Genomic DNA, 25652 nt, shown 5'->3' on the forward strand with positions numbered 1-25652 from the left:
GATCCGGAATCCTTCGACCACGTCACCGATGTGCTGATCATCGGCTCCGGTGGTGGCGGCATGACGGCGGCGCTGGCAGCGGGCGCGGCGGGTCTGGACACGCTCGTGGTCGAGAAGTCAGCCCGCTTCGGCGGCTCCACCGCGCTGTCCGGCGGCGGCATCTGGGTGCCGGGTGCGCCGTCTCAGCGCAGGCAGGGATACGTCCCGGATCCCGAACAGGTTTTCCGCTACCTGAAGGAGATCACCGGCGGGCTGGTCAGCGACGCGCGCCTGCGCAAGTACGTCGAGGCCGCACCGGAAATGATGGAGTTCCTCGAAAACCTCAGCCCGTGGCTGGAATTCGTGTGGAAGCCGGGCTACGCCGACTACTACCCGGAACTGCCCGGCGGTTCGCCGCTCGGCAGCACGATCAACGTGCCCGAGATCGACCTGCGCACGCTCGGCGACGAAGAGGAGAACCTGCTCACACCGCTGGCGTTGGCGCCGCGGGGGATCTGGTTCGCGCCCAAGGATCTGCGGCTGTTCTACCAGGTGCGCCAGTCCTGGCGGGGCAAAGCCGTACTGGTGAAGCTGATCTGGCGGATGTTCCGGGCGCGGGTCTTCGGCGACAAGATGGCCGCCATCGGGCAGTCGCTGGCCGCACGCCTACGGCTGGCGATGAAGCAACAGAACATCCCGCTGTGGCTGAACTCTCCGATGACCGAGCTCATCACCGACCTCGACGGCCGGGTGATCGGCGCGGTCGTCGAGAAGGACGGCCGGCCCCTTCTGGTCCGGGCGGCCCGCGGGGTGGTGCTGGCCAGCGGCGGGTTCGACCACGACATGGCCTGGCGGCTGCAGTATCTGCCCGAACTGGCCAGGGTGCGGCAGATGCGCGGCGACGACAAGGACTGGAGCTTCGGCAATCCGGCCGCGACGGGTGACGGCATCCGGGCGGGGGAGAAGGTCGGCGCGGCAACCGAACTGCTGGACGAGGCTTGGTGGTTCCCGGCCATGTGCTGGCCCGACGGGCGGCTGCAGTTCATGCTCAACGAGCGCATGATGCCGGCCCAGTTCATCGTCAACGGCGCCGGTAAGCGGTTCATCAACGAGGCGGCCCCGTACATGGACTTCGCGCACGCGATGATCGACGGGGAGCGCTCCGGAGTCACCCACATCCCGTGCTGGCTGATCACCGACATCCGGTCGTTCCACCGCTACGTCGTCGGCGGTCACCTGCCGATCCCGAAGGTGCCGTTCGCCCCCGTCCCGACCGGGTGGAAGGTGCCCGCGGCCTGGCTGGAATCCGGGGTGGTCAAGACCGGCAGCACCTGGGAGGAACTCGCCGCCGAGATCGGCGTCCCCGGCACCGAACTGCGCCGTACCGCAGAGCGATTCAACGAGCTGGCCCGCAAGGGACACGACGACGACTTCGACCGCGGCGACAGCGCATACGACAACTACTACGGCGACCCGACGCTGCCGAACCCGAACCTGTACCCGATCGGCAAGCCGCCCTACTACGCGTTCCAGATCATCCTCGGAGATCTCGGCACATCCGGTGGGCTGCGCACCGACGAGTTCGCCCGGGTGCTGCGCGCCGACGATTCGGTGATCGACGGCCTGTACGCCGTCGGCAACGTGTCGGCGGCGGTGATGGGGCGCAGCTACGCCGGCGCGGGCGCGACCATCGGACCCGCGATGGCGTTCGGCTACGTCGCCGCGCGCCACATCGCGGCGTCAGACAACAAAGACCCCGTCACCCACGAGCCCGCCAAAGACCCGGACCTTCAAGGAGGCAACCAGAAATGAAGATTTCCCTGTTCTACGAGTTCGCGCTGCCGCGGCCGTGGTCCGATGACGACGAACGCGAACTGTTCCAGGACGGGCTCGACGAGGTGGAGGCCGCGGACAAGGCGGGGTTCTCGACTGTCTGGCTCACCGAGCACCACTTCCTCGAGGAGTACTGCCACGCCACCGCACCGGAGATGTTCCTGGCCGCGGCGAGCCAGCGCACCAAGAACATCCGGCTCGGCTTCGGCGTGATGCACCTTCCGCCGCCGATCAACCACCCCGCGCGGATCGCCGAGCGGGTCGCCACGCTGGACCTGATCTCTAACGGCCGAGTCGAGTTCGGCACCGGTGAGGGATCCTCGGTAGCCGAACTCGGCGGCTTCAACATCGACCCGGCCGACAAGCGCAGCATGTGGGAAGAGGCGCTCGAGGTCTCGATCCGCTGTATGACCGAGGCACCGTTCACCGGTTTCAAGGGCCAGCACGTCGAGATGGCGGCCCGCAACGTGATCCCGAAGCCGCTGCAGGATCCGCACCCGCCGGTGTGGGTGGCCTGCACCCGGCCGTCCTCGGTGCAGATGGCCGCCCAGAAGGCCATCGGCGCACTGAGTTTCGCCTACACCGGACCTGAAGCGCTCAAGGACCGGGTGGACGGCTACTACAAGGAATTCGAGGAGCAGGGCGCGCCGATCACCCCGGCGATCAACCCGAACATCCTGGCCATCGGCGGAGACCTGTCGATGATGGTCGCCAAGAACGACGACGAGGCGATCAAGCGGCTCGGCATCGGCGGCGGCTTCTTCTCGTTCGGCATCATGCACTACTACCTGACCGGTATGCACACACCCGGCCGCACCGGGGTGTGGGAGCTGTACGAGAACGCGGTCAAGGAGGACCCGACGCTGGCCTACGGGCCGGGGCGCGGCGCCATCGGCGGGCCCGAGACCGTGCGCGAGTTCCTGCGCGGCTACGAGGCCAGCGGTGTCGACGAGATCATCCTGCTGCTCAATCCGCGCAGCCACGAAGGCACCATGGAGTCCATCGAGATCATGGGCAACGAGATCTTGCCCGAGTTCATCGAGCGTGACGCGTTGGCCGTCAAGGCCAAGGCCAAGCGCCTCGAACCCGTCATCGAGAAGGTCGAGGCACGCCGCCAGAACTGGGACGCGCCGCTGTTCGACGAAACCTACGCGTTCGGCGGGCTGCCCACCGGCCGCGGCGGCAAGTTCACCGCGGGCGAGATTCCCGAGGCGATGGCCGAGATCAACGAGGGCCGGGTCAAGGCCGCCCAAGCCGAGAAAGAGGCCAGGGCCGCCAAGGAAGCGGCGGGCTGAGGAACACCGCCGACCGTGGTTCAGATCGACGGACTGTTCCGCTATGACGACCGGCGCGTGGTCGTGACCGGCTGTGCGTCCGGCATCGGGGCAGCGCTCACGCGGCAGCTGGCAGAGCTCGGTGCCGAGGTGGTCGGCCTCGACCTTCAGGCTCGGCCGCAGGATTCCGGCGTCGCGGAGTTCCACACTCTCGATCTCGCCGACGAGGGGTCGGTCGAGGAGGCCGTCGCGGCCGTCGCGGGACCGGTCCACGCGCTGTTCAACGTCGCCGGGGTGTCCTCCGGCATCAAGAATCCGCTGCGGGTGGTCACCGTCAACTTCCTCGGCACCCGGCGGTTCACCGAGGCGATCACACCGCTGATGCCGCCGGGATCGGCGATCGCCAACGTGTCGTCGCTGGCGGCGTCCCAATACCTCGCCAACGCGCCGGTGACGCTCGGTCTGCTGGAGACCGAGTCCTTCGCCGACGGCATCCGGTGGTGCGAAGCCAATCCCGGCGCCCTGGCCGACGGGGGGTACCGGCTGTCGAAGGAGGCGATCATCCTCTACGGCATGCGGTACGTCGGGGCGTTGGGCGGCAAAGGAATCCGCATCAACTGCAGTGCTCCCGGGGTGACCGATACCCCGATTCTCGACCAACTCAGGAGCGCCTACGGGCAAGGCTTCCTGGATGCGTTCAGCAATCCGCTGGGCCGGCACGCCGACGCCGACGAACAGGCCAGTGTGCTCGCGTTCCTGAACAGTGCCGCGGCCCAACACATCACCGGACATGTGGTGTGGGTCGACGGCGGATCGGTCGCGGAACGGGTTTTCGGTGATCTGACCGATCGCGTGCAACAGCAACAAGCGAAGGATGCGACATGACCGGCACCATGAGCGACTTCCGCAAAGCCGCCGACGAGGTACGCAACTGGGGACGCTGGGGTGACGACGACGAACTCGGCACCCTGAACTTCATCACCCCCGACAAGGTGCGCGAGGCCGCCGGCCTGGTGAAGAAGGGCAGCGTCATCTCGCTCGGCGGCGACTTCAGCGCAGGGGGGCCGCAGGGCGCGTTCAAGTTCCGGCAGAACCCCGTGCACGTGATGACCGTCGACGGCGGCGATGCGTCCACCCTGGTGGAGTACGGACCCCAGTGGCTGCGCAACGCGGTGGCCGCGGACATGAGCGCGTTCTTCGCCGACAACCCTTTCCGGTTCAACGACGACCTCATCGTGATGCCGCTGCAGGCGGCCACGCAGTGGGATGCGATGTCGCACGTGTACTACGAGGACAAGCTGTACAACGGTTTCCCGGCCGATTCGGTGACCAGCTTCGGGGCGTTCCACCTCGGCATCGAAAAGGTGGACAGCAAGGGGATCACGTCACGCGGCGTGCTCCTCGACGTCGTCGCCCACCGCGGCGAGGACACCTTCTGCCGGCCGGGAACCCCGATCACCGCCGACGAACTCGACGAGATCGCCGCGAAGCAGAACGTCGAGATCGGTTCCGGCGACATCGTCGTCGTGCACACCGGTTGGTGGACGCGCTTCCTGGAGACCGGCGACGGTGGTGAGGCCGGGTCCGGTCTGCACTGGACGTGCGCGTCCTGGCTGCATCACCGCGAAGTGGCCGCAGTCGCGTCCGACAACCTGATGGTCGAGGATCCCGATCCTGGCAACGGCGTCGAGGGCACGTTCCTGCCGATGCACATGCTGTGCCTGCGCGACATGGGCCTGATGCTCGGCGAGTACTGGGACCTCGGCCCGCTGGCCGCCGACTGTGCCGCCGACGGCGTCTACGAATTCCAGCTCGTCGCGCCGCCGTTGAAGGTGGTCGGCGCGGTCGGTGCCCCGGTCAGCCCCATCGCGATCAAATGAGTGCGGACATGACGACATCTCGCCGGCCGTTCGTCGTCGGACTCGGCGGAACCCTGCGGGCCAACTCCTCGACGGAACGCGCGCTGCGCTACTGCCTGGCGGCGGTGGAGAAGCAGGGCGGCCGGACCCGGCTGTTCGCCGCCGAGGACCTCGACCTGCCGATGTACGCGCCGCACGAACTCGAACGCACCCCGCGGGCACTGAAACTGGTCACAACGCTGCGCGAGGCCGACGCCGTCGTGGTCGGCTCACCGGGCTATCACGGCGCGATCTCCGGCCTGGTGAAGAACGCCCTCGACTACATCGAGGACCTGCGGGAGGACCCGCGCGTCTACCTCGACAACACGCCCTGGGGATGCATCAGTTGCGCATACGGCTGGCAGGCGGCGGTCGGAACACTGACCCAGCTGCGCAGCATCGGACATGCGTTGCGCGCGTGGCCGACTCCGCTCGGCGTCGCGATCAACTCCGCCGATCCGATCTGGGCGCCCTCAGGTGAACTCGCGGACACCGAGCAGGCCAGATCCGTCGCCACCCAACTCGAGCTGCTGGCGAGCCAGGTACTGGCCTTCGCCCAGACCGCCAGGGAGACATCGTGACCGAGGGACACACGGGGCGAAGGTAGTGGCCATGGGATTCGACGCCAAAACGGTGACGGTGGACGGTCTTGTCACGAGCTATCTGGAGGCAGGACAAGGGGACCCGGTCGTGCTGCTGCACGGCGGCGAGTTCGGCGCCAGTGCACGGATCGGGTGGGAACACACCATCGCCGCGCTCGCACGGCGCCACCGTGTGCTCGCACCTGACATGCTCGGGTTCGGCGGGTCGGCCAAGGTCGTCGATTTCACCGACGGCCGCGGGATGCGGATCCGGCACATCGCGAGGTTCTGCGAGGTGCTCGGTGTGGAATCCGCGCATTTCGTCGGGAACTCGATGGGCGCGATCAACCTGCTGGTCGACGCCACGTCCGACGCCCCGCTGCTGCCCGCCCGCAGCCTTGTGACGATCTGCGGTGGCGGGGAGATCCAGCGCAACGAACACGTCAGCGCCCTGTACGACTACGACGCCACCTTCGACGGCATGCGCCGCATCGTGGCCGCTCTGTTCGCCGACGACGCCTATCCCGACGACGGCCACTACGTGCGCCGCCGCTACGAATCCAGCATCGCGCCCGGGGCGTGGGAGTCGTTGGCCGCGGCCAGGTTCCGCAGGCCAGGTCTGGAGCCGCCCGCGACGCCGAGCAGCGCACGGGCCTACGAGCGCATCACGGTGCCGACCCTGGTGGTCGAGGGCGGCGCCGACAAGCTGTTGCCCACCGGCTGGGCCGCCGAGATCGCCGGGCAGATCGCGGGCGGGCGTTCGGTGGTGATCGACGGTGCAGGGCACTGCCCACAGATCGAATGCCCGGAAGCCGTGAACGATCTGCTGTTGAACTTCTTCGAAGGGACCGCGAAATGACCGAACTCACCGGCAAGGTCGCCGTCGTCACCGGCGGTGCATCGGGGATCGGACGCGGTATCGCGGCCCGGTTCGCCGCCGAGGGCGCCGAGGTGATGATCGCCGACGTGCGCGACGACCTCGGGGAAGCGCTTGCCGCCGAGTTGAATTCGGCGGGCGGCAAGACCGTCTACCGGCATGTCGACGTCGCGGATCAGGCGCAGGTGGCCGAACTGGTGGACGCCGCCGTCGCGACGTTCGGCGCGCTGCACGTGATGGTGAACAATGCGGGCATCTCCAGCCCGCTGCGCAAAGGTCTGTTCTTCGAAGACTTCGAGGAGTTCGACCGGGTGATGCGGGTGAACCTGCTCGGTGTGATGGCCGGCACCCGCGACGCGGCACGTCACATGGCCGAGCACGGCGGCGGCTCGGTGATCAACCTCGGGTCGATCGGCGGGATCCAGGCCGGCGGCGGCGTGTCCACCTACCGGGCCTCCAAGGCCGCGATCATCCACTTCACCAAGTGCGCGGCGATCGAGCTCGCGCACTACGAGGTCCGTGTCAACTGCCTTGCGCCCGGCAATATCCCGACGCGGATCCTGGCGTCGTCGGCCACCGACGAGGACCGGGAACGGCTGGAACGATTCGAGACCCGGATCCGTCAGCAGATGCGTGACGACAGGCCACTCAAACGCGAGGGCACCGCCGACGACGTCGCCGAGGCGGCGCTGTACCTCGCCACCGACCGCTCGCGGTACGTGACCGGCACGGTCCTTCCGATCGACGGGGGAACCGTCGCGGGCAAGGTCATCGTTCGCAAACCCCGGGAAAGCGGCGACACGCAGCGGTGACAGTTTTAAAGCAGTCGCTTGACTTACCCGGTGTGACGGGGTTCACTGTCCGTGTGACGACAGCGAGGACCGTCCGCGCCGACCGTGCCACCTCCACCCAGGAGGCGATCCTGAAGGCCGCGGAGCGGCTCTATGCCGAACACGGGGTGTATGCGGTCTCCAACCGACAGGTGAGTGAGGCGGCCGGACAGGGCAACAACGCCGCCGTCGGGTACCACTTCGGCACCAAGACCGACCTGGTGCGCGCGATCGAACAGAAGCACCGCTCCTCGATCGAACTGCTGTTGGAGCGGATGGTGGCCGACACCGGCGACTCGGCCGAACTGCGGGACTGGATCCGTTGTCTGGTCTGCTCGTTGACCGAACACCTCGCGCAGCTCGGCAACCCGACCTGGTATGCCCGCTTCGCCGCGCAGGCCCTGGCCGATCCGGCGTACCAGAAGATCGTCGTCAAGGATGCGCTGGCGTCCCCGGCGCTGGTCCGCGTGGTCGACGGGATCACCCGCTGTCTGCCGGAGCTTCCGATGGCCGTCGTCGTCGAACGCAACATCATGGCCCGCAACCTGCTGGTGCACACCTGCGCCGATGTCGAGCGGGCGTTCGCCGACGGCGCCGCGCTGCCCCGGACCAACTGGGCCGCGGTCGGTTCCGGGCTGATCGACGCCATCGTCGGGCTGTGGCAGGCGCCCGTGACGGAGCTTCCCTGATATGGCTTCCCTGACATGAAGGTCACCGTCGACCAGGACAAGTGCGTCTCCTCCGGGCAATGCGTGCTCAACGCCATGGAGGTTTTCGACCAGCGCGACGAGGACGGCGTCGTGGAACTGCTGAACCCCGAGCCCGGGCCCGATCAGGCCCAGCAGACCCGTAATGCCGCGGCCGCGTGCCCGGCCCTGGCGATCCAGATCGAGGAGTGATTCCATGACCGACACGCTCGTCTCGGCGATACCGGAGTACCCGATGGAGCGGGCCGCGGGCTGCCCGTTCGCGCCTCCTCGTCAGATGCTGGAGATGAACGAGACCAAACCTCTTTCGCGGGTGCGGATCTGGAATGGCAGCACCCCGTGGCTGATCACCGGCCACGAGGCCGCCCGCACGTTGTTCGCCGACCCCCGAGTGTCCGTCGACGACCGGCGCGACGGATTCCCGCACTGGAACGAGCACATGTTGGCCACCGTGGACAAGCGGCCGCGCTCGGTGTTCACCTCGGATGCCGAGGAGCACACCAGGTTCCGGCGGATGTTGTCCAAGCCGTTCACGTTCCGGCGTGTCGAGGCGTTGCGTCCGGTGATCCAGGACGTGACCAACGAGTGCATCGACGAGATCCTGGCCGGGCCGCAGCCCGCCGACATGGTCGCCAAACTCGCGCTGCCGGTCCCGACCCGCGTGATCAGCGACATGCTCGGTGTGCCGTATGAGGACCACGAGTTCTTCCAGGAGCACGCGAACGCCGGACTGGCCAGGTACGCGGCCGCCGATGCGATGCAGAAGGGCGCGATGAGCCTGCATCAGTATCTGATCAACCTGGTCGAGGAGAAGCAGGCCAACCCGTCCGAGGACGCGGTGTCCGACCTCGCCGAGCGCGTGACCGCCGGCGAGATCAGTGTCAAGGAGGCCGCGCAGCTCGGCACCGGGCTGCTGATCGCCGGCCACGAGACCACGGCGAACATGATCGGAATCGGTATCTGCGCCTTGCTGGAGAACCCCGAACAGGCGGCGCTGCTGCGGGATTCGGACGACCCGAAGTTCATCGCCAACGCGGTCGAAGAGCTGATGCGCTATCTGTCGATCATCCAGACCGGTCAGCGCCGCGTCGCGATCGAGGACATCGAGATCGCCGGCGAGACGATCAAGGCGGGGGAGGGCATCATCCTCGACCTGGCGCCGGCCAACTGGGATCCGGCGACCTACCCGGAGCCCGACAAACTCGACCTGACCCGCGATGCCGGCCAGCAGCTCGGCTTCGGCTACGGCAGGCACCAGTGCGTCGGCCAGCAGCTGGCCCGCGCCGAGCTGCAGATCGTGTTCCACACGCTGCTGCGCCGTATCCCGACCATGAAGCTTGCCATCCCGCTCGACGAGGTGCCGTTCAAGCACGACCGCCTCGCCTACGGCGTCTACGAACTCCCGGTGACCTGGTAAGCCCCAGACTTCAAGCACTACAGCCCGATTGGAGACCTGAATGTCTACCGCAACCGCCACCCTGTATCCGCCCGAGGGCTTCGGCGCGCCCAAGAACCGGCAGGGCCATTCCACCGGTGGTGTCGTCGGCCTCCCCGAGGACACCGTGATCTTCTCGGCCGACAACCACATCTCGGTGGCCGACGACATCTTCTACGAGCGTTTCCCCGAGGAGCTCAAGGGCGCCGCGCCGCGAATCTGGTACGAGGACGGCGCCTACATGGTCGGGATGAAGGGGAAGGCCTGGACCGGTGGCGATTTCGGCCGCGTGCTGATGCAGTACGACGACCTCGCAGGAGCCGCGTCCAACAACATCGAGGCCCGCATCCGGGAACTCAAGGAAGACGGTATCGACAAAGAGCTCGCGTTCCCCAATGCGGTCCTGGCGCTGTTTCACTACCCCGACAAAGCCCTGCGCGAACGGGTGTTCCGGATCTACAACGAGCACATCGCCGATCTGCAGGAGCGCTCCAACGGCCACTTCTACGGTGTCGGGCTGATCAACTGGTGGGATCCGAAGGGAACCCGCAGCACCCTCGAAGAGTTGAAGGCCCTGGGGCTGCGGACCTTCCTGCTCCCGCTCAACCCGGGCAAAGACGACGACGGCAACATCTACGACTACGGCAGCACCAGCATGGATGCGGTGTGGGACGAGATCGAGGCGGCCGGCATCCCGGTCAGCCACCACATCGGCGAGACCCCGCCGAAGACGCCCTGCCAGAACAACAGCGTCGTCGTCGGCATGATGGTCAACGTCGACTCGTTCCGGGAGCAGTTCGCCAAGTACGTGTTCTCGGGCATCCTGGACCGGCACCCGTCGCTGAAGATCGGCTGGTTCGAGGGCGGAATCGCGTGGGTGCCGACGGCGCTGCAAGACGCCGAGCACATGCTGGCGTCCTACCGGCACATGTTCAACCACGAACTTCAGCACGACGTCAATCACTACTGGTCCCACCACATGAGCGCGTCGTTCATGGTGGACCCGCTGGGTCTGCAGCTGATCGACCGCATCGGGGTCGAGAACGTGATGTGGTCGTCGGACTATCCGCACAACGAGAGCACGTTCGGTTACTCGGAGAAGTCGCTGGCTTCGGTGGTGGAAGCCGTCGGCCCGGAGGCGGCGGTGAAGATCGTGTCCACCAATGTGCAGAACTTCCTGGGGATCTCGTGACAGCGACCCTGACAGCGGGCTCGGCCCTCCTCGACATCCCGGACGTTCCCGACCGGGCCCGGATGTACCGCGAATGCGGTGCGCGGCTGCGGACGTCGATGCGGGAGAAGGGCGTCGACGCCCTCGTCCTGCTCGGCAACGGCAACGTGGTCTACGCGACCGGTGCCAGCTGGCCGCTGCTGGACGCAGGGCTGTCCCACGTCGAGCGTCCGGTCGCCATCGTGCTGGCCGACGACGAGCATCCGCACCTGTACATGCCGTTCCGCGAGGGCAGTGCGTTCGACACCGAGGTCCCCGATGATCACGTCCACGGCCCGCTGTACCTCGAATTCGACGAGGGGGTAGACCATTTCGCCACGGTGATGGCCGACCTCGTCCCGGCGGGCGCGACGGTGGCCGTCGACGAGTTGACCGGGGCCATGCGGCGCGCCGCGGGCCGGCTGTTCCCGTCCGGGCCGCCGTCGGACGCCGCCCAGGTGATCGGACCGGCGAAGCTCGTCAAGACCATCGACCAGATCGCCGGCGTCCGCCGGGCCTGCCGCATCACCGAGCAGGCGCTGCTCGACGTTCAGCCCGCGGTGGCCCCCGGCGTGAGCCAGATGGACCTCTCGGCGCGGTTCGTGCGGCGGGCGTTCGAACTCGGCGCGACGACGAACATGATCGAGGCGATCTGGCAGGTGATGCCGACGACGCGGAGCAGTGGTTCGGTGTGGACCACGACCGGTGACCTGGCGCTGCCGTTGCTGCCGACGGAGAAGCCACTGGACAAGGGTGACGTGTTGTGGACCGACATCAGCATCACCTATGAGGGGTACTGCTCCGACTGGGGCCGTACCTGGGTCGTGGGCCAGGACCCGACCCCCGAACAGAATGCGAACTTCGCGAAGTGGCGCGAAATCCTCGACGCGGTGCTGGCCGTAACGAAGGCCGGGGCCACCTCCGGGGATCTGGCGCGCGCGGCGATCGCCGCCAACGGCGGGAAGAAGCCGTGGCTGCCGCACTTCTACCTCGGTCACGGGATCGGCACCAACGCCGCCGAGATGCCGATGATCGGCACCGATCTCGGCGAGGAGTTCGACGACAACTTCGTGTTCCCGGCGAACATGCTGCTGGTGCTGGAGCCCGTCGTCTGGGAGGACGGCACCGGGGGCTACCGAAGCGAGGAGATCGTGGTCATCACCGAGGACGGTTACCAGTCCATCACCGACTACCCTTACGCCCCTTACGGACTGAGCTGAGAACCGCGACATGGCAATCGAAATCGTCTGTGACGACCTCACCCTCCGCACGGGGCGGCGCGAACGCGCGCTGGCCCAGATGGCGGCCCACGACCTCGACGTGCTCGTGCTGGGCCGGCAGGCCAACATCCGCTACGTGACCGGTGCCCCGCAGCTCTGGGTCGCGGGCACCCGTCCGTTCGCGCCGATCTGCGTGCTCGTGCGGGCCACCGGAGAGATCCACCTGAACAGCAGCTGGGACGAGGGCATCCCGGAGGAGATCGGCCACGACCACCTGTACGGTCTGGCCTGGAACCCGATGACCCTGATCGACGTACTCAAGGGCATCGACGGCGCGGCGCAGGCGAAGCGCGTCGGGACCGATGCGATCTCGCCGACGTTCGCGCAGCTGCTGCCGATGGCGTTCCCGAACGCCGAACTCGTCGACGCCGAGATCGCGATGAGGGCCGCGCGCCGCACGAAGACCGCCGACGAACTGCGCGTGCTGCGCGGCGCGCTGAGCGTCGCCGAGCACGGCCTGGCCGCGGCCGTCTCCGAACTCGCGGTGGGCGCCACCGAACAGGCGCTCAACGGCGTGCTGATGGAGGCGATGACCGCGGGCGGGTACAGCACATCGGCCACCCAGGACGGCGCGTGGATCACCTCCCGTGACCACGCTTGGCGGGTCGGTCGACGCGATCGCCGGATCGCCGAAGGCGACCTGGTCGCGTTCGCGGCGGGTGCGCTGGCCGACGGTTACGTCGGTGAGGTCGGCCGCACCTGGCCGGTCGGGGAGGTCCCTGGCGCGGATGCGCTGTTCCGTCGCGCACATGACCTGTGGGAGCGCCTGATCGACGTCTGCCGCCCCGGCGCGTCGGCCACCGGCCTGCTCACCGCCTACGACGCCGCGGGCGAGGCGCTGCCGCCCATCCCCGTGGCGCACGGCCTCGGACTCGGCTTCGACCCGCCGGTGATCTCCCCGGACCTGCCACAGAGCTGCGCCGACGAGCGCCTCGACCCCGGCACGGTGCTGGCGGTCACGGCCTATGTGTGGGAGCCCGGCGTGGGCGCGGTCTTCCACCGCGACGCCGTGCTGATCGGCGAGGACGGTCCCGAAGTGCTGACATCCAGCCCGGGGTGGGCCCGGACAACCGCCGGAATCGGCTGAGAGGACATACGTGTCGGAGAACAGGCGGCCGTCTCCCGAGGAGATCATCCTCTACGAGAAGGACCCCAGGACCAAGATCGCGACCATCACGTTCAACCGGCCGGAGTTCCTCAACGCGCCGACATCGCTGGCCCGGCTGCGGTATGCGGACGTGCTGCGCGCGGCCAACACCGACAACGACGTCAAGGTCGTGATCATCCGCGGTGTCGGCGACAACCTCGGCAGCGGTGCCGATCTCCCGGAGTTCATGGAGGGCAACGACAACCCCGCGGCGCGACTCGCGGAGCTGCGCCTCGAAGATGACGGCGTCGGTGAGGTGACGTATCCGCCGAAGGGGACGTTCCGCAACGGGGCCACCATCAGCGCTTGGTACGCCAACTCCCAAGCGGGGAACCGCGCGCTGCAGGACTTCAAGAAGATCAGCATCGTCGAGGCCAAGGGGTACTGCTACGGCTGGCACTTCTACCAGTGCGCCGACGCCGACCTGGTGATCTCGTCCGACGACGCGCTGTTCGGGCATCCGTCCTTCCGCTACCACGGGTGGGGTCCGCGGATGTGGACCTGGGTGCAGATGATGGGGCTGCGCAAGTTCCAGGAGATGGTGTTCACCGGCCGTCCGTTCACCGCGGCCGAGATGTACGACTGCAACTTCCTGAACAAGGTGGTCGCGCGCGACCAACTGGAGGCCGAGACACAGAAGTACGCGCTGGCGTGCGCCCGGAACCGCCCGGTGGACACGGTGTTCCAGCAGAAGATGTTCTTCGAGATCTTCAAACAGCAGCAGGGCGAATACATGGGCAGCCTGCTGAGCGCGTTCTTCGAGTCGATGGGCAATGGGGTCGCCAACGACAGCGACGACGACCTGGACATGTTCGAGTCGATCGACAGCGGACTGTCGGCGGCCGTCAACGACAACGACAACAAGTTCCCGCCCGAGTTCCGGTTGAGCAAGCGCAACCGGGCCAAAGAGGACTAGGGCTCGTTGTCTCCACCGCCTGATCTGCCGCTCTCGGGATACGTCGTCGTCGACCTGTCCAGCGGGATCGCCGGGGCCTACTGCACCAAACTGCTCGCCGACGGCGGCGCGGAAGTGGCCAAGGTCGAACCCCCGCAAGGAGATCCGCTGCGCCGGTGGTCGGCATCCGGTGCCGATATCGTCGACGGCACCGACGGGGCATTGTTCTCCTACCTCGCATGCTCGAAGCGTTCCGTGGTCGCCGACCCGTGCACCGACACCGAGTTCGTGGACGCGCTGCTCGCGGAGGCCGACGCGGTGATCTGGTCCACGGGACCAGGGGTGGCCGGCCTGGCCGCGTTCGCACCGGCGGCGATCAGCGAGCGTCACCCCCACCTGACCGTCACCGCGATCACCCCGTTCGGCCTGGACGGCCCGTGGAAGGACCGTCCCGCAACAGAGTTCACCCTGCAGGCATGGTCGGGCGGCATCGTCGGGCTGGGCCGTGGCGCGCCCGACCGGGCGCCCGTCTACGTCGGCGGACAGGTCGGCGAGTATCTGGCCGGCGCCTACGCGAGTGCGGCGACACTGGCGTCTCGGATGCGCGGCGGCGGCGAGCTGGTCGATCTGTCGATGCTCGAAACCGACATCCTGGGCCTGACCTACTACCCGGTCAGCTATTTCGCGATGCTGGGCCGGCCGTGGCGCGATGCCCGCAGGCTGACCGTCCCCGGCATCGCGCGGGCGAAAGACGGCCTGGTCGACATCGGTTGCGGGACCGCGCAACAGTGGTTCGACCTGTGCGCGATGACCGGCCATGTCGAATGGATCGACGAGGAGTCGCCGCTGTCGATCACCCAGCAGGCCAACGAGAAAGCCGAGGAGCTCTACGCTTGGGTGGCCGAGCAGACCGTCGACGAGATCCGGGACCTGGCCACCGCATTCCGGATCCCGAACGCCCCGGTGGCCAACGGCGCCAACGTCGAACGGCTCGACCACTACGTCGCGCGCCGGTCGTTCGTCGTCAACCCGCGCGACGGATTCACCCAACCCGCCGCGCCGTACCGGATCTCGGTGGACGCGTTGCGTCACCCCGAACCCGCGCCGCGCCTGGGGGAGCACACCGACCTCTACCGTTCGCGAGACCGCCGGCACGGTCGCGATCAGCGCGCCGGCGCTACCGTGGAGGCGGTCTCGCGAGACGACGCCCTGCCGTTCGCCGGGTTGCGGGTGGTCGACATGACGACATTCTGGGCGGGCCCGAGCTGCACGCATCTGCTGGCGATGCTCGGCGCCGACGTGATCCACGTGGAGTCCACCCGCCATCCCGACGGCACCCGGCTGATCGCCGGAATCCCGGTCACCGAGGACAACTGGTGGGAGCAGTCACCGATCTTCTCCGGGCTGAACACCAACAAACGCGGCATCACGCTGAACCTGTCCACCGAGGCCGGCCGGGACCTGCTCAAACGGTTGATCGCGACGGCGGATGTGCTGGTGGAGAACTTCACCCCGCGGGTGATCGAGAGCATGGGCCTGACCTACGACGCGGTCAGACAGATCAAGCCCGACATCGTGATGGCCCGCATGCCCGGTTTCGGTCTCGAGGGACCGTGGCGCGACAACCCGGCGTTCGCCTACGTCATCGAGGCCGCGGCCGGAATCAGCTGGCTCACCGGCTATCCCGACCTCAACCCGTTCGAGCCGTATTCGGTGGGCGATCCCAACGCGGGTATCCACGCGTTCAACGCGATCCTGATCGCGCTGGAGCACCGCCGGCGCACCGGGGACGGCTCGATGGTGGAGGCCGCGATGGTCGACGCCGCGTTGAGCGTGGCCGCCGAGCAGGTGATCGAATACTCCGCCCATGGTGCGGTGCTGCACCGTGACGGCAACCGCGGACCCACCGCCGCGCCGCAGAATCTGTACCTGTCCAACGAGATCGACGAGTTCGGTCGTGCCGACAGCTGGGTGGCGGTCGCGGTGGCGACCGACGAGCAGTGGGTGGGTCTGCGTCAGGCGATCGGCGCGCCGGACTGGGCGATGGCCGACGACCTGATGACCGCGGCGGGGCGGCGCACCCACCACGACGCGATCGACCGGCACCTGTCGGCGTGGTGTGCCGAACGCACCCGGGACCAGATCGTCGAGGCGTTGTGGGACAACGGAGTCCCGGTCGCCAAGGTGCTGCAGCCGCACCGCCAGACCGAGATCCCGCAGCTCGCGGCGCGTCGCTTCTTCGAGACGGTCGAGCACCCGGTCAACCCGCCCACCCCGCACAGCACGGTGCCGTTTCGCAGCAGCCGCGGCCCGCGCCGCGTGCACACCGCGCCGGCGCCACTGCTCGGCCAGCACAATGCGGAGGTGCTGCGCGAGCTGGGCGTGGGCGACGCCGAGATCGCCGCGCTGGAAGCCGATGGCGTCATCGGGACCGCGCCCGCGCGCTAACCTGCGTCATGGTCATCTCACCGTCGGACGTCCTGCTCACCGGCCGCGTCGCCGTGGTCACCGGCGGGGGCGCCGGCATCGGCCGAGGAATCGCTCGGGGGCTGGCGGCTTTCGGTGCCTCGGTGGCGATCTGGGAGCGCGATCCCGATACGTGCGCGGCCGCCGCAGCGGAGATCGGCGCGCTCGGTCTGGCCGTCGACGTCCGCGACGCCGCGGCCGTCGACGCGGCACTCGCGCGCACCGAAAGTGAGCTCGGCACGGTGTCGGTCTTGGTCAACAACGCCGGCGGCACGTTCCGTTCGGCATTGCTGGACACTTCGGAGAACGGCTGGGACGCGTTGTACCGCAGCAACCTGCGCCATGTCCTGTTGTGCACGCAGCGGGTCGCCCGCAGGCTGGTCGATGCCGGAGAGCCGGGCAGTGTCATCAACGTGACGTCGATCGAGGGCAGCCGTGCCGCCCCCGGGTACGCGGCCTACGCCGCGGCCAAAGCCGGTGTGGTCAACTACACCCAGACGGCGTCCTTCGAACTCGCCCCGCACCGCATCCGCGTCAACGCACTGGCGCCGGATCTCACCATGACCGAGGGCCTGCAGGCCCTCGCCGTCGGTGATCTGTCCGAGTCGATGGCCCAGATGGTGCCGATGCGGCGTGCCGGCCATGTCGACGAGATGGCCTCCGCGGCGGTGTTTCTCGCCTCGGACATGTCGAGCTACATCACCGGGCAGACGATCCACGTCGACGGCGGCACCGAGGCCAGTGGCGGCTGGTACTTCCACCCGGCCACCGGGGTGCCGACGCTCGGGCCCGGTTAGGCGTCAGGTGCGGGGTCGCCGAGCCGGCGTTTGATCGCTCCCCACGGATCGGCGTACCGGCCGGGTTGTTTCCAGTAGGCGCCGCGGCGCTTGAGCACCGCACGGATCAACGGGGACAGCAGCGGCAGCACATACTTCGACGGCCCGGCGTTGCGGCTGGCCTCGTCGAGCATGGCCTGCCACGAATAGTGCTGGAACTGCAGGGCCTCCTGCGCGCGGGTGGTGTCCATCCAGTCGGTGACGAACCATGCGTCGTCGTCATCGGGGTCGCCCTTGCGCCCCGGTACCAGCCCGCCCTTGATCCCTCGGGTCGCGGCCAGCGCGGGGGTGATGTCGGCGTAGGACAGCTTGTGTGAGTCGTCACCGGCGATCAGCAGGATCTCGCGGGCCACGTCGGCCGTCGTCGCGGCGGCGAACGCCCATGCGACGTCGCGGACGTCGACGCTGTGTACCCGGTTGTCGACGGGGAGCAGGCTCTCGAAGTAGAGAGCGTCGGCGTTGAACGGGATCGCCTTGGGGTCGACGCTCAACACTCCGCCGAGCCGAAGCACCACCCATTCCAGGGACGACGCCCGCACGATCTCCTCGGCCTGGGCCTTGTGACTGCTGTAGAGATCGGAGTGTTTCATCGGCATGTCCGCGGTGACCGGTCCGGTCGCCTTGTGTGGATTGCGTGCGCCGTAGACCGCGTTGCTCGACGCCTGGACGAACCGTGGGGGAGTGGGCTGCGCTTCGGCGATCTTGACCAGAGTCGCCGTCGCGTCGACGTTGACGCGACGGGCCAGCGCCCGATTCTTGTAGATCGTGGGCGGGATGATCGCCGCGAGATGGATGATCGCCGCGGGGGCCACGTCGGCGACGAGCTGTGCGGTCTGCTCGGCGTTGGTTAGATCTGCCCACCGAACGGTTACCCCGGACGGTAGGTGCTGGGCCGCCGATCGATTCGCCGGTGTGTCGAGGTCGGCGACCACGACGCTGCGGCCCAGTTCGGCCAATCGGCGGACAGTGGCCGAACCGACGAGGCCGAAGCCTCCGGTGACGAGCACCGTACCGGACGCACTCGCCATCCAAAGCCTCCTACCTGCGGATATGACATTCTCCTTTTAGGAGAGTAGCATATCCGCCACCATGTCCGACGAGCGCGCCGAGACGGCCAAGTGGGACCCCGCCTTCACCCGTCAGATCACCGACTGGGTGGGTCCGTTGATCCGACGATACTTCCGCGCGGATGTGCACGGCATGGATTCGCTCCCGGACAGTGGTGGGGCACTTGTGGTGTCGAATCACTCGGGCGGCATGCTCACCCCGGACGTGATGGTGTTCGCCCCGGCCTTCTACGAACGCTTCGGGTTCGACCGCCCGCTCTACACGCTCGCGCACTACGGGGTGTTCATCGGACCGCTGGGCGACCTGCTGCGCCGCGCCGGGGTGATCGAGGCGACGCGCGAGAACGCCGCGGATGCCCTGCGATCCGGAGCGGTGGTACTGGTGTTCCCCGGTGGGGACTACGACTCCTACCGGCCGACGCTGACGGCGAACAAAGTCGACTTCGCCGGCCGTACCGGCTACGTGCGCACCGCGCTGGAGGCGGGTGTTCCGATCGTCCCCGTGGTGTCGATCGGCGCGCAGGAGACCCAGATGTTCCTTGCCCGTGGCGATTCGATCGCCCGCCGCATCGGGCTGACCCGAGCGAGGATGGAGATCCTGCCTGTCAGCATCGGCTTCCCGTTCGGCCTGTCGGTCATCTTCCCGCCGAACCTGCCGCTGCCGTCCAAGATCGTCACCCAGGTGCTCGAACCGGTCGACATCGTGGCGCGGTTCGGCGACGACCCCGACATCGACGAGGTCGACCAGTACGTGCGGGCCACCATGCAGACCGCGCTCGACGAGTTGGCGCGCAAGCGGCGATTCCCGGTGCTGGGATGAGCGCCGTGGCAGACCAGGTCGGGTTGCTCTCGACGCTGTGGCGTGCGCGATTGATCGCGCCGTTGCGCCCGGACCGCTACCTGCGGATGGGGCTGGCCGTGCGAAGAGCGGGTGTGAACGCCACCATCGGCTTCGCGACCGCCGCGCAGCGGTGTCCCGACGCACCGGGCGTGATCGACGAACTCGGCACGCTGACATGGCGGGAACTCGACGACCGCTGTGACGCCCTCGGGGTCGCGTTGCAGAAGGATGCGGAGGACTCCGGCCTGTCCACCATCGCGGTGATGTGCCGCAACCATCGCGGGTTCATCGAGGCGCTGGTCGCCGCCAACCGCATCGGCGCCGACGTGCTGCTGTTGAACACCTCGTTCGCCGGCCCGGCGATGAAAGAGGTCATCGAGCGCGAGGGCGCCGATGTCGTGATCTATGACCAGGAGTTCGCGCCGACCGTCGACCGCGCGCTGACCGACCGCCCGCAGGCCCGGCGGATCCTGGCCTGGGTGGACGAGCCCGCGAACGCCGTGACCGTCGAGTCGTTGATCACCGCTCACCTCGGGCAGCGGCCGCAGCCCGCCACCCGCAAGAGTGACGTCATCCTGCTGACCTCGGGGACCACCGGAAGTCCCAAGGGCGCCAAACGATCTGCCGGCAGCGGCGGTGCGGGCGACCTCAAGGCCGTGCTGGACAGGACGCCGTGGCGCGCCGAGGAACCGATCGTGATCGCGGCGCCGATGTTCCATGCGTGGGGTTTCTCGCAACTGCTGTTCGCCGCGCTGCTGGCGTGCCCGATCGTGACCCGCCGCAAGTTCGACCCCGCCGCCACCCTCGCGCTGGTGGACAAATACCAGGCCACCGGTCTCGCGGTCGTGCCGGTGATGTTCGACCGCATCATGGACCTGCCCGAGGAGATCAGGAACCGCTACAGCGGCAAGTCCCTGCGGTTCGCGACCGCGTCGGGGTCGCGGATGCGTCCCGACGTCGTCACCGCGTTCATGGACCAGTTCGGCGACGTCATCTACAACAACTACAACGCGACCGAGGCCGGCATGATCGCCACGGCCACACCAGAGGACCTCCGTGCCGCGCCCGACACCGCGGGCCGGCCCGCCGACGGTACGGAACTGCGCATCCTCGACGCCGAGCACCGAGAACTGCCGCCCGGGGAGGTCGGGCAGATCTTCGTGCGGAGTGGGACGTTGTTCGACGGATACACCGAAGGCTCGGCCGGGACGGACAAAGCTTTCCACGACGGGTTCATGGCCTCCGGCGATCTGGGCTATCTCGACGACGCCGGCCGGTTGTTCGTCGTCGGCCGCGATGACGAGATGATCGTCTCCGGCGGGGAGAACGTGTACCCGATCGAGGTCGAGAAGACGCTGACGGTGCACCCCGAGGTCGCCGAAGCCACCGTGCTCGGGGTCGACGACGCCGAGTACGGTCAGCGACTGGCCGCGTTCGTCGTGCTGACCGACGGCAGTTCGGTGAACCCCGACGACCTCAAGCAGCACGTGCGCGACAACCTGGCCAATTACAAAGTGCCGCGGGAGATCACGATCCTGCCGGAACTGCCGCGCGGTAGTACGGGAAAGATTCTGCGCAACGAATTGCGGGGCAACTGAACCGATCCGGCGACTACGCCGGTGGTAGCGCGGTGTCCACGGTGGTCGCGGCGGGCAACCCGCACGCCTGCCGCAGCTCGTCGAAGGCGTGCACCATCGCATCGGTCGACTCATGCGGTTCGGCGAACGTGCGATCGTCGGAGAGCACCGCGATGTCGAGTTGGTCGACGTAGCTCCACACTGTCATGTTGAACGCGCTGCCCGCCGAAAGCACACCGACGGAATAGATCTCGCTGACCGGGGCGCCGCCGATGTGGCCACGCTGTCTCGGCCCTGGGACGTTCGAAATCGCGACGTTCATCAGCCGGTTGTGGTCGGCGCGTTTGGCCTGTGCCTTGAACAATGCGGGCGCCAACGGTGGCGGAAGGTACTCCAGCAGTCGCCCCTGCAGTGTCGGGCCCAGCAGGTCGTTGGTCTCCTTGGCGCGCGTGGACGCCACCGAGGTCAGCTTCACCCGCTCCATCGGGTCGGGCATGTGCACCGGCAGAGACACCATCATCCCGCCGATCTCGTTGCCGGTGATCCGCTCGGTCGACCGGTCCGTGCTCACCGGTACCGTCGCCAGGATCGGTCGGTCGGCGTGACCGTCGTACCGCAGCATCAGCTCACGCAGTCCGCCCGCGGCCACAGCCAGTACGACATCGTTGAACGTCACCCCGAGGTGTTTGGCGGTTTCTTTCACCTCGGCCAGCGACAGCGTCGCGGTGGCGAAGGTCCGTACCGGGGACACCACGTGGTTCAGGAACGTCGGCGGGGCGTTGAACGGCTTGGCCAGATCGGCCACCTTGCGGCGCTCCTTCGAACGCCTGCGCAGCCGGACCACCCCGCGCGCGATGTCGGAGATCAGCCCGGGTAGCTCGGCGATGTTCTGAAAATGATCACGCTGGGCCTCCCACAGCAGGTCCCCGGGGGACGGCTCCTCGCAGGCCTGCAGCGGTTCGTCGCGTTCATCCTGGGGCGCGTCGACCAGATCCATGAGTCGCGCAAGCAGATTCGCCGATGCGACGCCGTCGGCGAGGGTGTGGTGCACCTTGCCGATCAACGCGAACCGGTCGGCCGCCAGGCCTTCTGCGAAGTGGAACTCCCACAGCGGCCTGCTGCGGTCCAGCGGTGTGCTGGCGATCTGGCCGATCACCGCGTCGAGTTCGCGACGCCCACCCGGAGCCGGGACACGGACCCGCCGCAGGTGGTAGTCCAAGTCGACCGGGCAGTCCTGCATCCACATCGGATGGTGCAGCCGCCACGGGATGTCGACCAGCCGGTATCGCAGCGGATCGAGCAGATGCAGTCGCCGGGCGATGGTCTGGCGGAACACCTCGAATCCGAAGTCGCCGTCGAACTCTGAGGTGTCGATGACGGCGACCTTGAGGGTGTGGGTGTGCAGGTTCGGGGTCTCGCTGTACAACAGCATGGCGTCCATGCCGTTGAGTCGCTTCATGGTCAACCATGCAACCACCCGGTCGACATGATCACCGTCGATTCGCCGAATGCGTCAGCCGCAGAGCGTCTCGAGCGCCTCGCGGGTGTCCAGGTCGATGAACGCCGAGGCGTAGCGCTGGGCGAACGCCAGGCAGATGTCCGCCCGCTGCCACGCATCACCGCCGGACAGCGTCGCCATCCAGATCGCCAGCCCGTGGGCCACCGACGCCCGGTAGCCCAGCCAGATGTCCTGCTGCGTCGGTAGTTCGGCGGCGGGCAGTCGCAGCGCACCGAGGTACTCGTCGATCAGGTCGCGTTCGGCGGCGCGTCTGTCGTCGATCGTGAGCGCACCCTGAAGGAAATACCCGAGGTCCAGCGAGAAGCTTCCCCGCCGCACCATCTGCCAATCCAGGAAGCCGACCGTGCCGTCCGGGAGCACGTAGGTGTTCCCGATGTGCGGATCGCCGTGCAGCAGTGTCGGCACCGAGGCGGTCAGCGAGCCGATGTAGCGCGCCCACACGTCGACGAACAGATCCTTTCCGCTCATCGCCAGGATCTCGCCGGACACCGAGTCGCCGAGCCGCTCGTGCGCGATGTCCAGTTGGGCGTACTCCAGGCCCTCGAACGCGACGAACGGCTCGACCCAGCCGAGGCCGGGGTTGCCGGTGAGCCTTTCGCCCCAGTGCTCGCTGTGCAACCGTGCCAGGCCGCGGACTCCGGCGGCGACCTGCTCCACGGTCATCGGGCGGGTCGAGTCACGCGGGTCGGCGCCCCTGGCGACGACGTCCTCCATGATCATCAGGAAGTCGCGGCGACTCTCGTCGACGATCGCGGTGTACACCGTGGGATGGTCCAGCGGCAGGTTCGCCCCCGACAGGAAAAGCCGCGGCTCGTGGTACAGACCGCTGGTCAGCGCGACGAGGTCGGCGTGTTCGGGATCGACCGCCTTGGCGAACACCGTCGCCGGGCCGGAGCCTGCCGCGTAGCTCAACGCCAGCCGGGCCCGGCGATTGGTGCCGTCGTCACGCAGGGCGACGGTGACGCCGCCGACTTCGGCTCCCGGAAAATGGTGCGCGAGAGCCGAAGTCATCCACTCAGGGGAGATCTCGTCCCAGCCCTGCGGGATCGAGAGCTCGGGTGCGGTCATCGACGTCTACTTCAGGCAGCTGCCGCCGTCGACCGGCAGCGTGACACCGGTGATGAAGCGGGCCTCGTCGGAGGCCAGGAACAGCACCGCGTTGGCGATGTCCTCGGGCTCCACCCAGCCGATCGGCAGCGTGTGCATCAGCTGCGCGACGATCTTCATGTCGTCGGCGGTCGGGTTCTCCAGGTCGGGTCGGAACAGCTTCATCGTGCCCTCGTTCATGTAGAGCGGGGTGTTCACGTTCGTCGGGTGCACCGAGTTGACCCGGATGTTCTGGGCGCCGAGTTCGACGGCGAAGGTGCGCATCAGGCCGACGACGCCGTGCTTGGCCGCGATGTAGTGGCCGGTGTGCGGGTAGGCCTTCAGGCCGCCGACCGAGCTGGTCAGGATGATCGATCCGCCACGCCCGCCTTCGAGGATGTGCGGCACACCGGCTTTCACCGTCTTCCACACGCCGCTGAGATTCACGTCGATCATCGCGTTCCAGTCCTCTTCGCTGGTCTTGTCCAGCGTCTGACCTCCGTTGCCAATGCCGGCGTTGGCCACGATGATGTCGAGCCGGCCGAACTCCTCGACACCGGCGTCGACGGCGGCCTTCAGCGCGTCGTAGTCACGGACGTCGACCTCGGCGGTGTAGATCCGGCGGCCCGCGTTCTTGACCAAATCCGCGGTCTCGGCCAGGTCCTCGGGAGTGGAGGCGGCGATCTTGTCGACGGTTTCGACCTGCCTGCAGATGTCGACCGCGATGATGTCGGCGCCCTCCTGCGCCATCCTTACCGCGTGCGCGCGGCCCTGCCCGCGTGCCGCACCGGTGATGAAAGCGACCTTGCCTTCTACGCGTCCTGCCATGGGTGTCAGTCCTTAAGTGGTGGTGGGTGTTTCGCTGATGGATGCAGATCAGATGAACGTCGGCATGGATTCCCAGCCGCGGACGGCTGTGGTCTGGGACGGTTTGGCGTTCGCCCAGTCGACGTCCCAGGTCGGGAATCGCTTCAGGATTTCTTCGAGGGCGACCTTGCCCTCCAGGCGGGCCAGCGCGTTACCCATGCAGAAGTGGGTTCCCGCGCCGAAGGTCATGTGCGACCGCAGTTCCCGATGGATGTCGAAGACGTCGCCGTTGGGCGGGAACCGGCGGTGGTCGCGGTTCGCGGCCCCGACCAGCATGAGCATTGCCGAGCCCGCCGGCACCGTCTGGCCGTGGTACTCGACGTCGCGCGTCACGTAGCGGGCGATCTGCAGCGCCGGCGGCTCCCAGCGCAGGATCTCCTCGATCGCCGCCGGGATCAATGCGGGATTCTCCGCGAGCTCGCGGCGCTGGTCCGGGTAATCGGCGAGAGTCTTGCCCGCCCAACCGATCAGGCGGGTGGTGGTCTCGCTGCCCGCGGTCGCGATGACCGTCAGGTACATCAACAATTCCTCGCGGCTCAACCGGCGTACGGTGCCGGTCTCGTCCTCGAACTCGGCGTTGAGCAGGTCGGTCATGATGTCGTCGGACGGATGTTCGGTGCGGTAGTCGATGAACTCCGCGAACACCTCGCCGGTGGCCATCAGGTCGACCGTATCGCCTTGCAGGGTCGCCTCGCCGTGGTCGGTGACGCGCCGTTGGTCCTCTTCGGGGATGCCCAGCAGCATGCCGATCACACGCATCGGCATCTGGTTGCCGAGATCCTTGACGAAGTCGAAGTTGCCGGTACCCATGACCGGATCCAGGCAGCGGGAGGTGAACTCGCGGATCTGCGGTTCGAGCGCCTGCACCTTGCGCGGGGTGAACACCCGCGACAGCAGATTTCGGTGGATGTTGTGGATCGGCGGGTCTTCGAAGATCAGTGTGCCGGGCGGAATCTCCATGCCGGACTTGATGATCTCCAGCAGAGCGCCCCGGCCGGAGATGAAGGTCTCGTGGTCGATGACCCCTTTGTTGACGTCCTCGTAGCGGCTGAGCGCATAGAAGTCGTGCTTGTCGTTGTAGTACAGCGGAGCCTCCTCGCGGAGGCGGGCGAACACCGCGTACGGGTTCATGTTGAGGTCGACGCTGTAGGGGTCGTAGTACAACTCGTCGGTGGCGGAGTCCTGCACGTCGGAGTCGTCAGCGCTGATCGTCACGGTTCCCTCTCGCTGGGATCAGTCTTTTGCGTAAGACATGCTTTTGCGTAAGACATCGGGCTGCAATTTGTCTCACAACTGTGTCATCGGTGATACGCGAGTGTCAATGGCGAACTCGCTGAAGGCAATCGTGGCTCTCTGTTACAAAGAACCACGCTCTCGCAAAATCCGCGCAAGCGAGTTGCGCACGTGAGGGAGAGCAAGGACGTTCGAGTCCGAAAATATCGTTCTC

Annotated in this window: 23 protein-coding genes; 18 read left to right on the forward strand and 5 right to left on the reverse strand. The window is 67.5% G+C overall.

Going from position 1 to position 25652, the window contains the following annotated elements; all coding sequences use genetic code 11:
* Positions 1 to 60 precede the first annotated feature (60 nt).
* The 16 genes from BST38_RS21045 to BST38_RS21120 all read left to right on the forward strand — a co-directional run bounded on the left by BST38_RS21045 (position 61) and on the right by BST38_RS21120 (position 17209).
* Positions 61 to 1791: an FAD-binding protein gene (locus BST38_RS21045; RefSeq protein ID WP_237160866.1), complete on the forward strand. Its 1731-nt coding sequence runs from the start codon at positions 61 to 63 to the stop codon at positions 1789 to 1791.
* Complete coding sequence (locus BST38_RS21050) at positions 1788 to 3107, forward strand: LLM class flavin-dependent oxidoreductase (protein ID WP_083145421.1); 1320 nt, start codon at positions 1788 to 1790, stop codon at positions 3105 to 3107. Before BST38_RS21045 ends, BST38_RS21050 begins: the two co-directional genes overlap by 4 nt.
* A 15-nt stretch (positions 3108 to 3122) precedes the next feature.
* Entirely contained in the window at positions 3123 to 3971 is an 849-nt protein-coding gene (locus BST38_RS21055; protein ID WP_083145422.1) for a coniferyl-alcohol dehydrogenase, read from the forward strand.
* Positions 3968 to 4966: a cyclase family protein gene (locus tag BST38_RS21060; protein ID WP_083145423.1), complete on the forward strand. Its 999-nt coding sequence runs from the start codon at positions 3968 to 3970 to the stop codon at positions 4964 to 4966. Before BST38_RS21055 ends, BST38_RS21060 begins: the two co-directional genes overlap by 4 nt.
* 8 nt (positions 4967 to 4974) lie before the next feature.
* Positions 4975 to 5565 carry an NADPH-dependent FMN reductase gene (locus tag BST38_RS21065; protein ID WP_083145457.1) on the forward strand — a complete coding sequence of 197 codons (591 nt, stop codon included), beginning with the start codon at positions 4975 to 4977 and terminating at the stop codon, positions 5563 to 5565.
* Between the two features lie 31 nt (positions 5566 to 5596).
* Complete coding sequence (locus tag BST38_RS21070) at positions 5597 to 6424, forward strand: alpha/beta fold hydrolase (RefSeq protein ID WP_181792064.1); 828 nt, start codon at positions 5597 to 5599, stop codon at positions 6422 to 6424.
* Positions 6421 to 7254: an SDR family NAD(P)-dependent oxidoreductase gene (locus tag BST38_RS21075; protein WP_083145425.1), complete on the forward strand. Its 834-nt coding sequence runs from the start codon at positions 6421 to 6423 to the stop codon at positions 7252 to 7254. The genes BST38_RS21070 and BST38_RS21075 overlap by 4 nt, the downstream gene beginning before the upstream one ends.
* 32 nt (positions 7255 to 7286) lie before the next feature.
* Complete coding sequence (locus BST38_RS21080) at positions 7287 to 7961, forward strand: TetR/AcrR family transcriptional regulator (RefSeq protein ID WP_420872547.1); 675 nt, start codon at positions 7287 to 7289, stop codon at positions 7959 to 7961.
* A gap of 15 nt (positions 7962 to 7976) precedes the next feature.
* Positions 7977 to 8171 carry a ferredoxin gene (locus BST38_RS21085; RefSeq protein WP_083145427.1) on the forward strand — a complete coding sequence of 65 codons (195 nt, stop codon included), beginning with the start codon at positions 7977 to 7979 and terminating at the stop codon, positions 8169 to 8171.
* 4 nt (positions 8172 to 8175) lie between these two features.
* Positions 8176 to 9396, forward strand: a complete 1221-nt coding sequence (locus BST38_RS21090) for a cytochrome P450 (protein ID WP_083145428.1) — start codon at positions 8176 to 8178, stop codon at positions 9394 to 9396.
* 40 nt (positions 9397 to 9436) lie between these two features.
* Complete coding sequence (locus BST38_RS21095) at positions 9437 to 10606, forward strand: amidohydrolase family protein (RefSeq protein ID WP_083145429.1); 1170 nt, start codon at positions 9437 to 9439, stop codon at positions 10604 to 10606.
* 62 nt (positions 10607 to 10668) lie between these two features.
* On the forward strand, positions 10669 to 11844 hold the full coding sequence (locus tag BST38_RS21100) for a M24 family metallopeptidase (RefSeq protein WP_420872575.1): 1176 nt from the start codon (positions 10669 to 10671) through the stop codon (positions 11842 to 11844).
* 10 nt (positions 11845 to 11854) lie between these two features.
* The gene (locus tag BST38_RS21105; RefSeq protein WP_083145431.1) at positions 11855 to 12991 is read left to right on the forward strand and encodes a M24 family metallopeptidase; all 1137 of its coding nucleotides are present in this window, start codon (positions 11855 to 11857) and stop codon (positions 12989 to 12991) included.
* 10 nt (positions 12992 to 13001) lie between these two features.
* Positions 13002 to 13967, forward strand: coding sequence for an enoyl-CoA hydratase/isomerase family protein (locus BST38_RS21110; RefSeq protein WP_083145432.1), 966 nt, complete (start codon positions 13002 to 13004; stop codon positions 13965 to 13967).
* Positions 13968 to 13973: 6 nt separating this feature from the next.
* Positions 13974 to 16394: a CaiB/BaiF CoA-transferase family protein gene (locus BST38_RS21115; RefSeq protein ID WP_083145433.1), complete on the forward strand. Its 2421-nt coding sequence runs from the start codon at positions 13974 to 13976 to the stop codon at positions 16392 to 16394.
* A gap of 8 nt (positions 16395 to 16402) precedes the next feature.
* Positions 16403 to 17209: an SDR family NAD(P)-dependent oxidoreductase gene (locus BST38_RS21120; RefSeq protein WP_083145434.1), complete on the forward strand. Its 807-nt coding sequence runs from the start codon at positions 16403 to 16405 to the stop codon at positions 17207 to 17209.
* Here BST38_RS21120 and BST38_RS21125 read toward each other — a convergent pair.
* Positions 17206 to 18276: an NAD-dependent epimerase/dehydratase family protein gene (locus BST38_RS21125; RefSeq protein WP_083145435.1), complete on the reverse strand. Its 1071-nt coding sequence runs from the start codon at positions 18274 to 18276 to the stop codon at positions 17206 to 17208. The two genes, BST38_RS21120 and BST38_RS21125, sit on opposite strands and share 4 nt — an antisense overlap.
* A 61-nt stretch (positions 18277 to 18337) precedes the next feature.
* Here BST38_RS21125 and BST38_RS21130 point away from each other — a divergent pair, with 61 nt between their 5' ends.
* The gene (locus BST38_RS21130; RefSeq protein WP_083145436.1) at positions 18338 to 19135 is read left to right on the forward strand and encodes a lysophospholipid acyltransferase family protein; all 798 of its coding nucleotides are present in this window, start codon (positions 18338 to 18340) and stop codon (positions 19133 to 19135) included.
* Complete coding sequence (gene fadD12 / locus BST38_RS21135) at positions 19132 to 20754, forward strand: acyl-CoA ligase FadD12 (RefSeq protein ID WP_083145437.1); 1623 nt, start codon at positions 19132 to 19134, stop codon at positions 20752 to 20754. The genes BST38_RS21130 and fadD12 overlap by 4 nt, the downstream gene beginning before the upstream one ends.
* A gap of 13 nt (positions 20755 to 20767) precedes the next feature.
* Here the strand turns inward: fadD12 and BST38_RS21140 are convergent, their stop codons facing one another.
* Genes BST38_RS21140 through BST38_RS21155 form a run of 4 tightly spaced genes read right to left on the reverse strand, consistent with a single transcriptional unit; the run spans position 20768 to position 25420 of the window.
* Complete coding sequence (locus tag BST38_RS21140; protein WP_083145438.1) at positions 20768 to 22192, reverse strand: WS/DGAT/MGAT family O-acyltransferase; 1425 nt, start codon at positions 22190 to 22192, stop codon at positions 20768 to 20770.
* A 54-nt stretch (positions 22193 to 22246) separates the two neighbouring features.
* Positions 22247 to 23320 carry a phosphotransferase gene (locus BST38_RS21145; protein WP_083145439.1) on the reverse strand — a complete coding sequence of 358 codons (1074 nt, stop codon included), beginning with the start codon at positions 23318 to 23320 and terminating at the stop codon, positions 22247 to 22249.
* Positions 23321 to 23326: 6 nt separating this feature from the next.
* Positions 23327 to 24166, reverse strand: a complete 840-nt coding sequence (locus BST38_RS21150; RefSeq protein ID WP_083145440.1) for a mycofactocin-coupled SDR family oxidoreductase — start codon at positions 24164 to 24166, stop codon at positions 23327 to 23329.
* A gap of 48 nt (positions 24167 to 24214) precedes the next feature.
* Positions 24215 to 25420, reverse strand: coding sequence for a cytochrome P450 (locus BST38_RS21155; protein ID WP_083145441.1), 1206 nt, complete (start codon positions 25418 to 25420; stop codon positions 24215 to 24217).
* Positions 25421 to 25652 lie beyond the last annotated feature (232 nt).

The sequence above is a fragment of the Mycolicibacterium parafortuitum genome (assembly GCF_002086815.1).
Taxonomy (GTDB): domain Bacteria; phylum Actinomycetota; class Actinomycetes; order Mycobacteriales; family Mycobacteriaceae; genus Mycobacterium; species Mycobacterium parafortuitum.

Excerpts from the sequence above, each read along its gene's own strand:
- BST38_RS21045 (WP_237160866.1), top strand. The coding sequence starts at position 61 with ATGACGGCGGCGCTGGCAGCGGGCGCGGCGGGTCTGGACACGCTCGTG.
- BST38_RS21050 (WP_083145421.1), top strand. The coding sequence starts at position 1,788 with ATGAAGATTTCCCTGTTCTACGAGTTCGCGCTGCCGCGGCCGTGGTCC.
- BST38_RS21060 (WP_083145423.1), top strand. The coding sequence starts at position 3,968 with ATGACCGGCACCATGAGCGACTTCCGCAAAGCCGCCGACGAGGTACGC.
- BST38_RS21065 (WP_083145457.1), top strand. The coding sequence starts at position 4,975 with ATGACGACATCTCGCCGGCCGTTCGTCGTCGGACTCGGCGGAACCCTG.
- BST38_RS21070 (WP_181792064.1), top strand. The coding sequence starts at position 5,597 with ATGGGATTCGACGCCAAAACGGTGACGGTGGACGGTCTTGTCACGAGC.
- BST38_RS21075 (WP_083145425.1), top strand. The coding sequence starts at position 6,421 with ATGACCGAACTCACCGGCAAGGTCGCCGTCGTCACCGGCGGTGCATCG.
- BST38_RS21085 (WP_083145427.1), top strand. The coding sequence starts at position 7,977 with ATGAAGGTCACCGTCGACCAGGACAAGTGCGTCTCCTCCGGGCAATGC.
- BST38_RS21090 (WP_083145428.1), top strand. The coding sequence starts at position 8,176 with ATGACCGACACGCTCGTCTCGGCGATACCGGAGTACCCGATGGAGCGG.
- BST38_RS21095 (WP_083145429.1), top strand. The coding sequence starts at position 9,437 with ATGTCTACCGCAACCGCCACCCTGTATCCGCCCGAGGGCTTCGGCGCG.
- BST38_RS21100 (WP_420872575.1), top strand. The coding sequence starts at position 10,669 with ATGTACCGCGAATGCGGTGCGCGGCTGCGGACGTCGATGCGGGAGAAG.
- BST38_RS21105 (WP_083145431.1), top strand. The coding sequence starts at position 11,855 with ATGGCAATCGAAATCGTCTGTGACGACCTCACCCTCCGCACGGGGCGG.
- BST38_RS21120 (WP_083145434.1), top strand. The coding sequence starts at position 16,403 with ATGGTCATCTCACCGTCGGACGTCCTGCTCACCGGCCGCGTCGCCGTG.
- BST38_RS21125 (WP_083145435.1), bottom strand. The coding sequence starts at position 18,276 with ATGGCGAGTGCGTCCGGTACGGTGCTCGTCACCGGAGGCTTCGGCCTC.
- BST38_RS21130 (WP_083145436.1), top strand. The coding sequence starts at position 18,338 with ATGTCCGACGAGCGCGCCGAGACGGCCAAGTGGGACCCCGCCTTCACC.
- fadD12 (WP_083145437.1), top strand. The coding sequence starts at position 19,132 with ATGAGCGCCGTGGCAGACCAGGTCGGGTTGCTCTCGACGCTGTGGCGT.
- BST38_RS21140 (WP_083145438.1), bottom strand. The coding sequence starts at position 22,192 with ATGAAGCGACTCAACGGCATGGACGCCATGCTGTTGTACAGCGAGACC.
- BST38_RS21145 (WP_083145439.1), bottom strand. The coding sequence starts at position 23,320 with ATGACCGCACCCGAGCTCTCGATCCCGCAGGGCTGGGACGAGATCTCC.
- BST38_RS21150 (WP_083145440.1), bottom strand. The coding sequence starts at position 24,166 with ATGGCAGGACGCGTAGAAGGCAAGGTCGCTTTCATCACCGGTGCGGCA.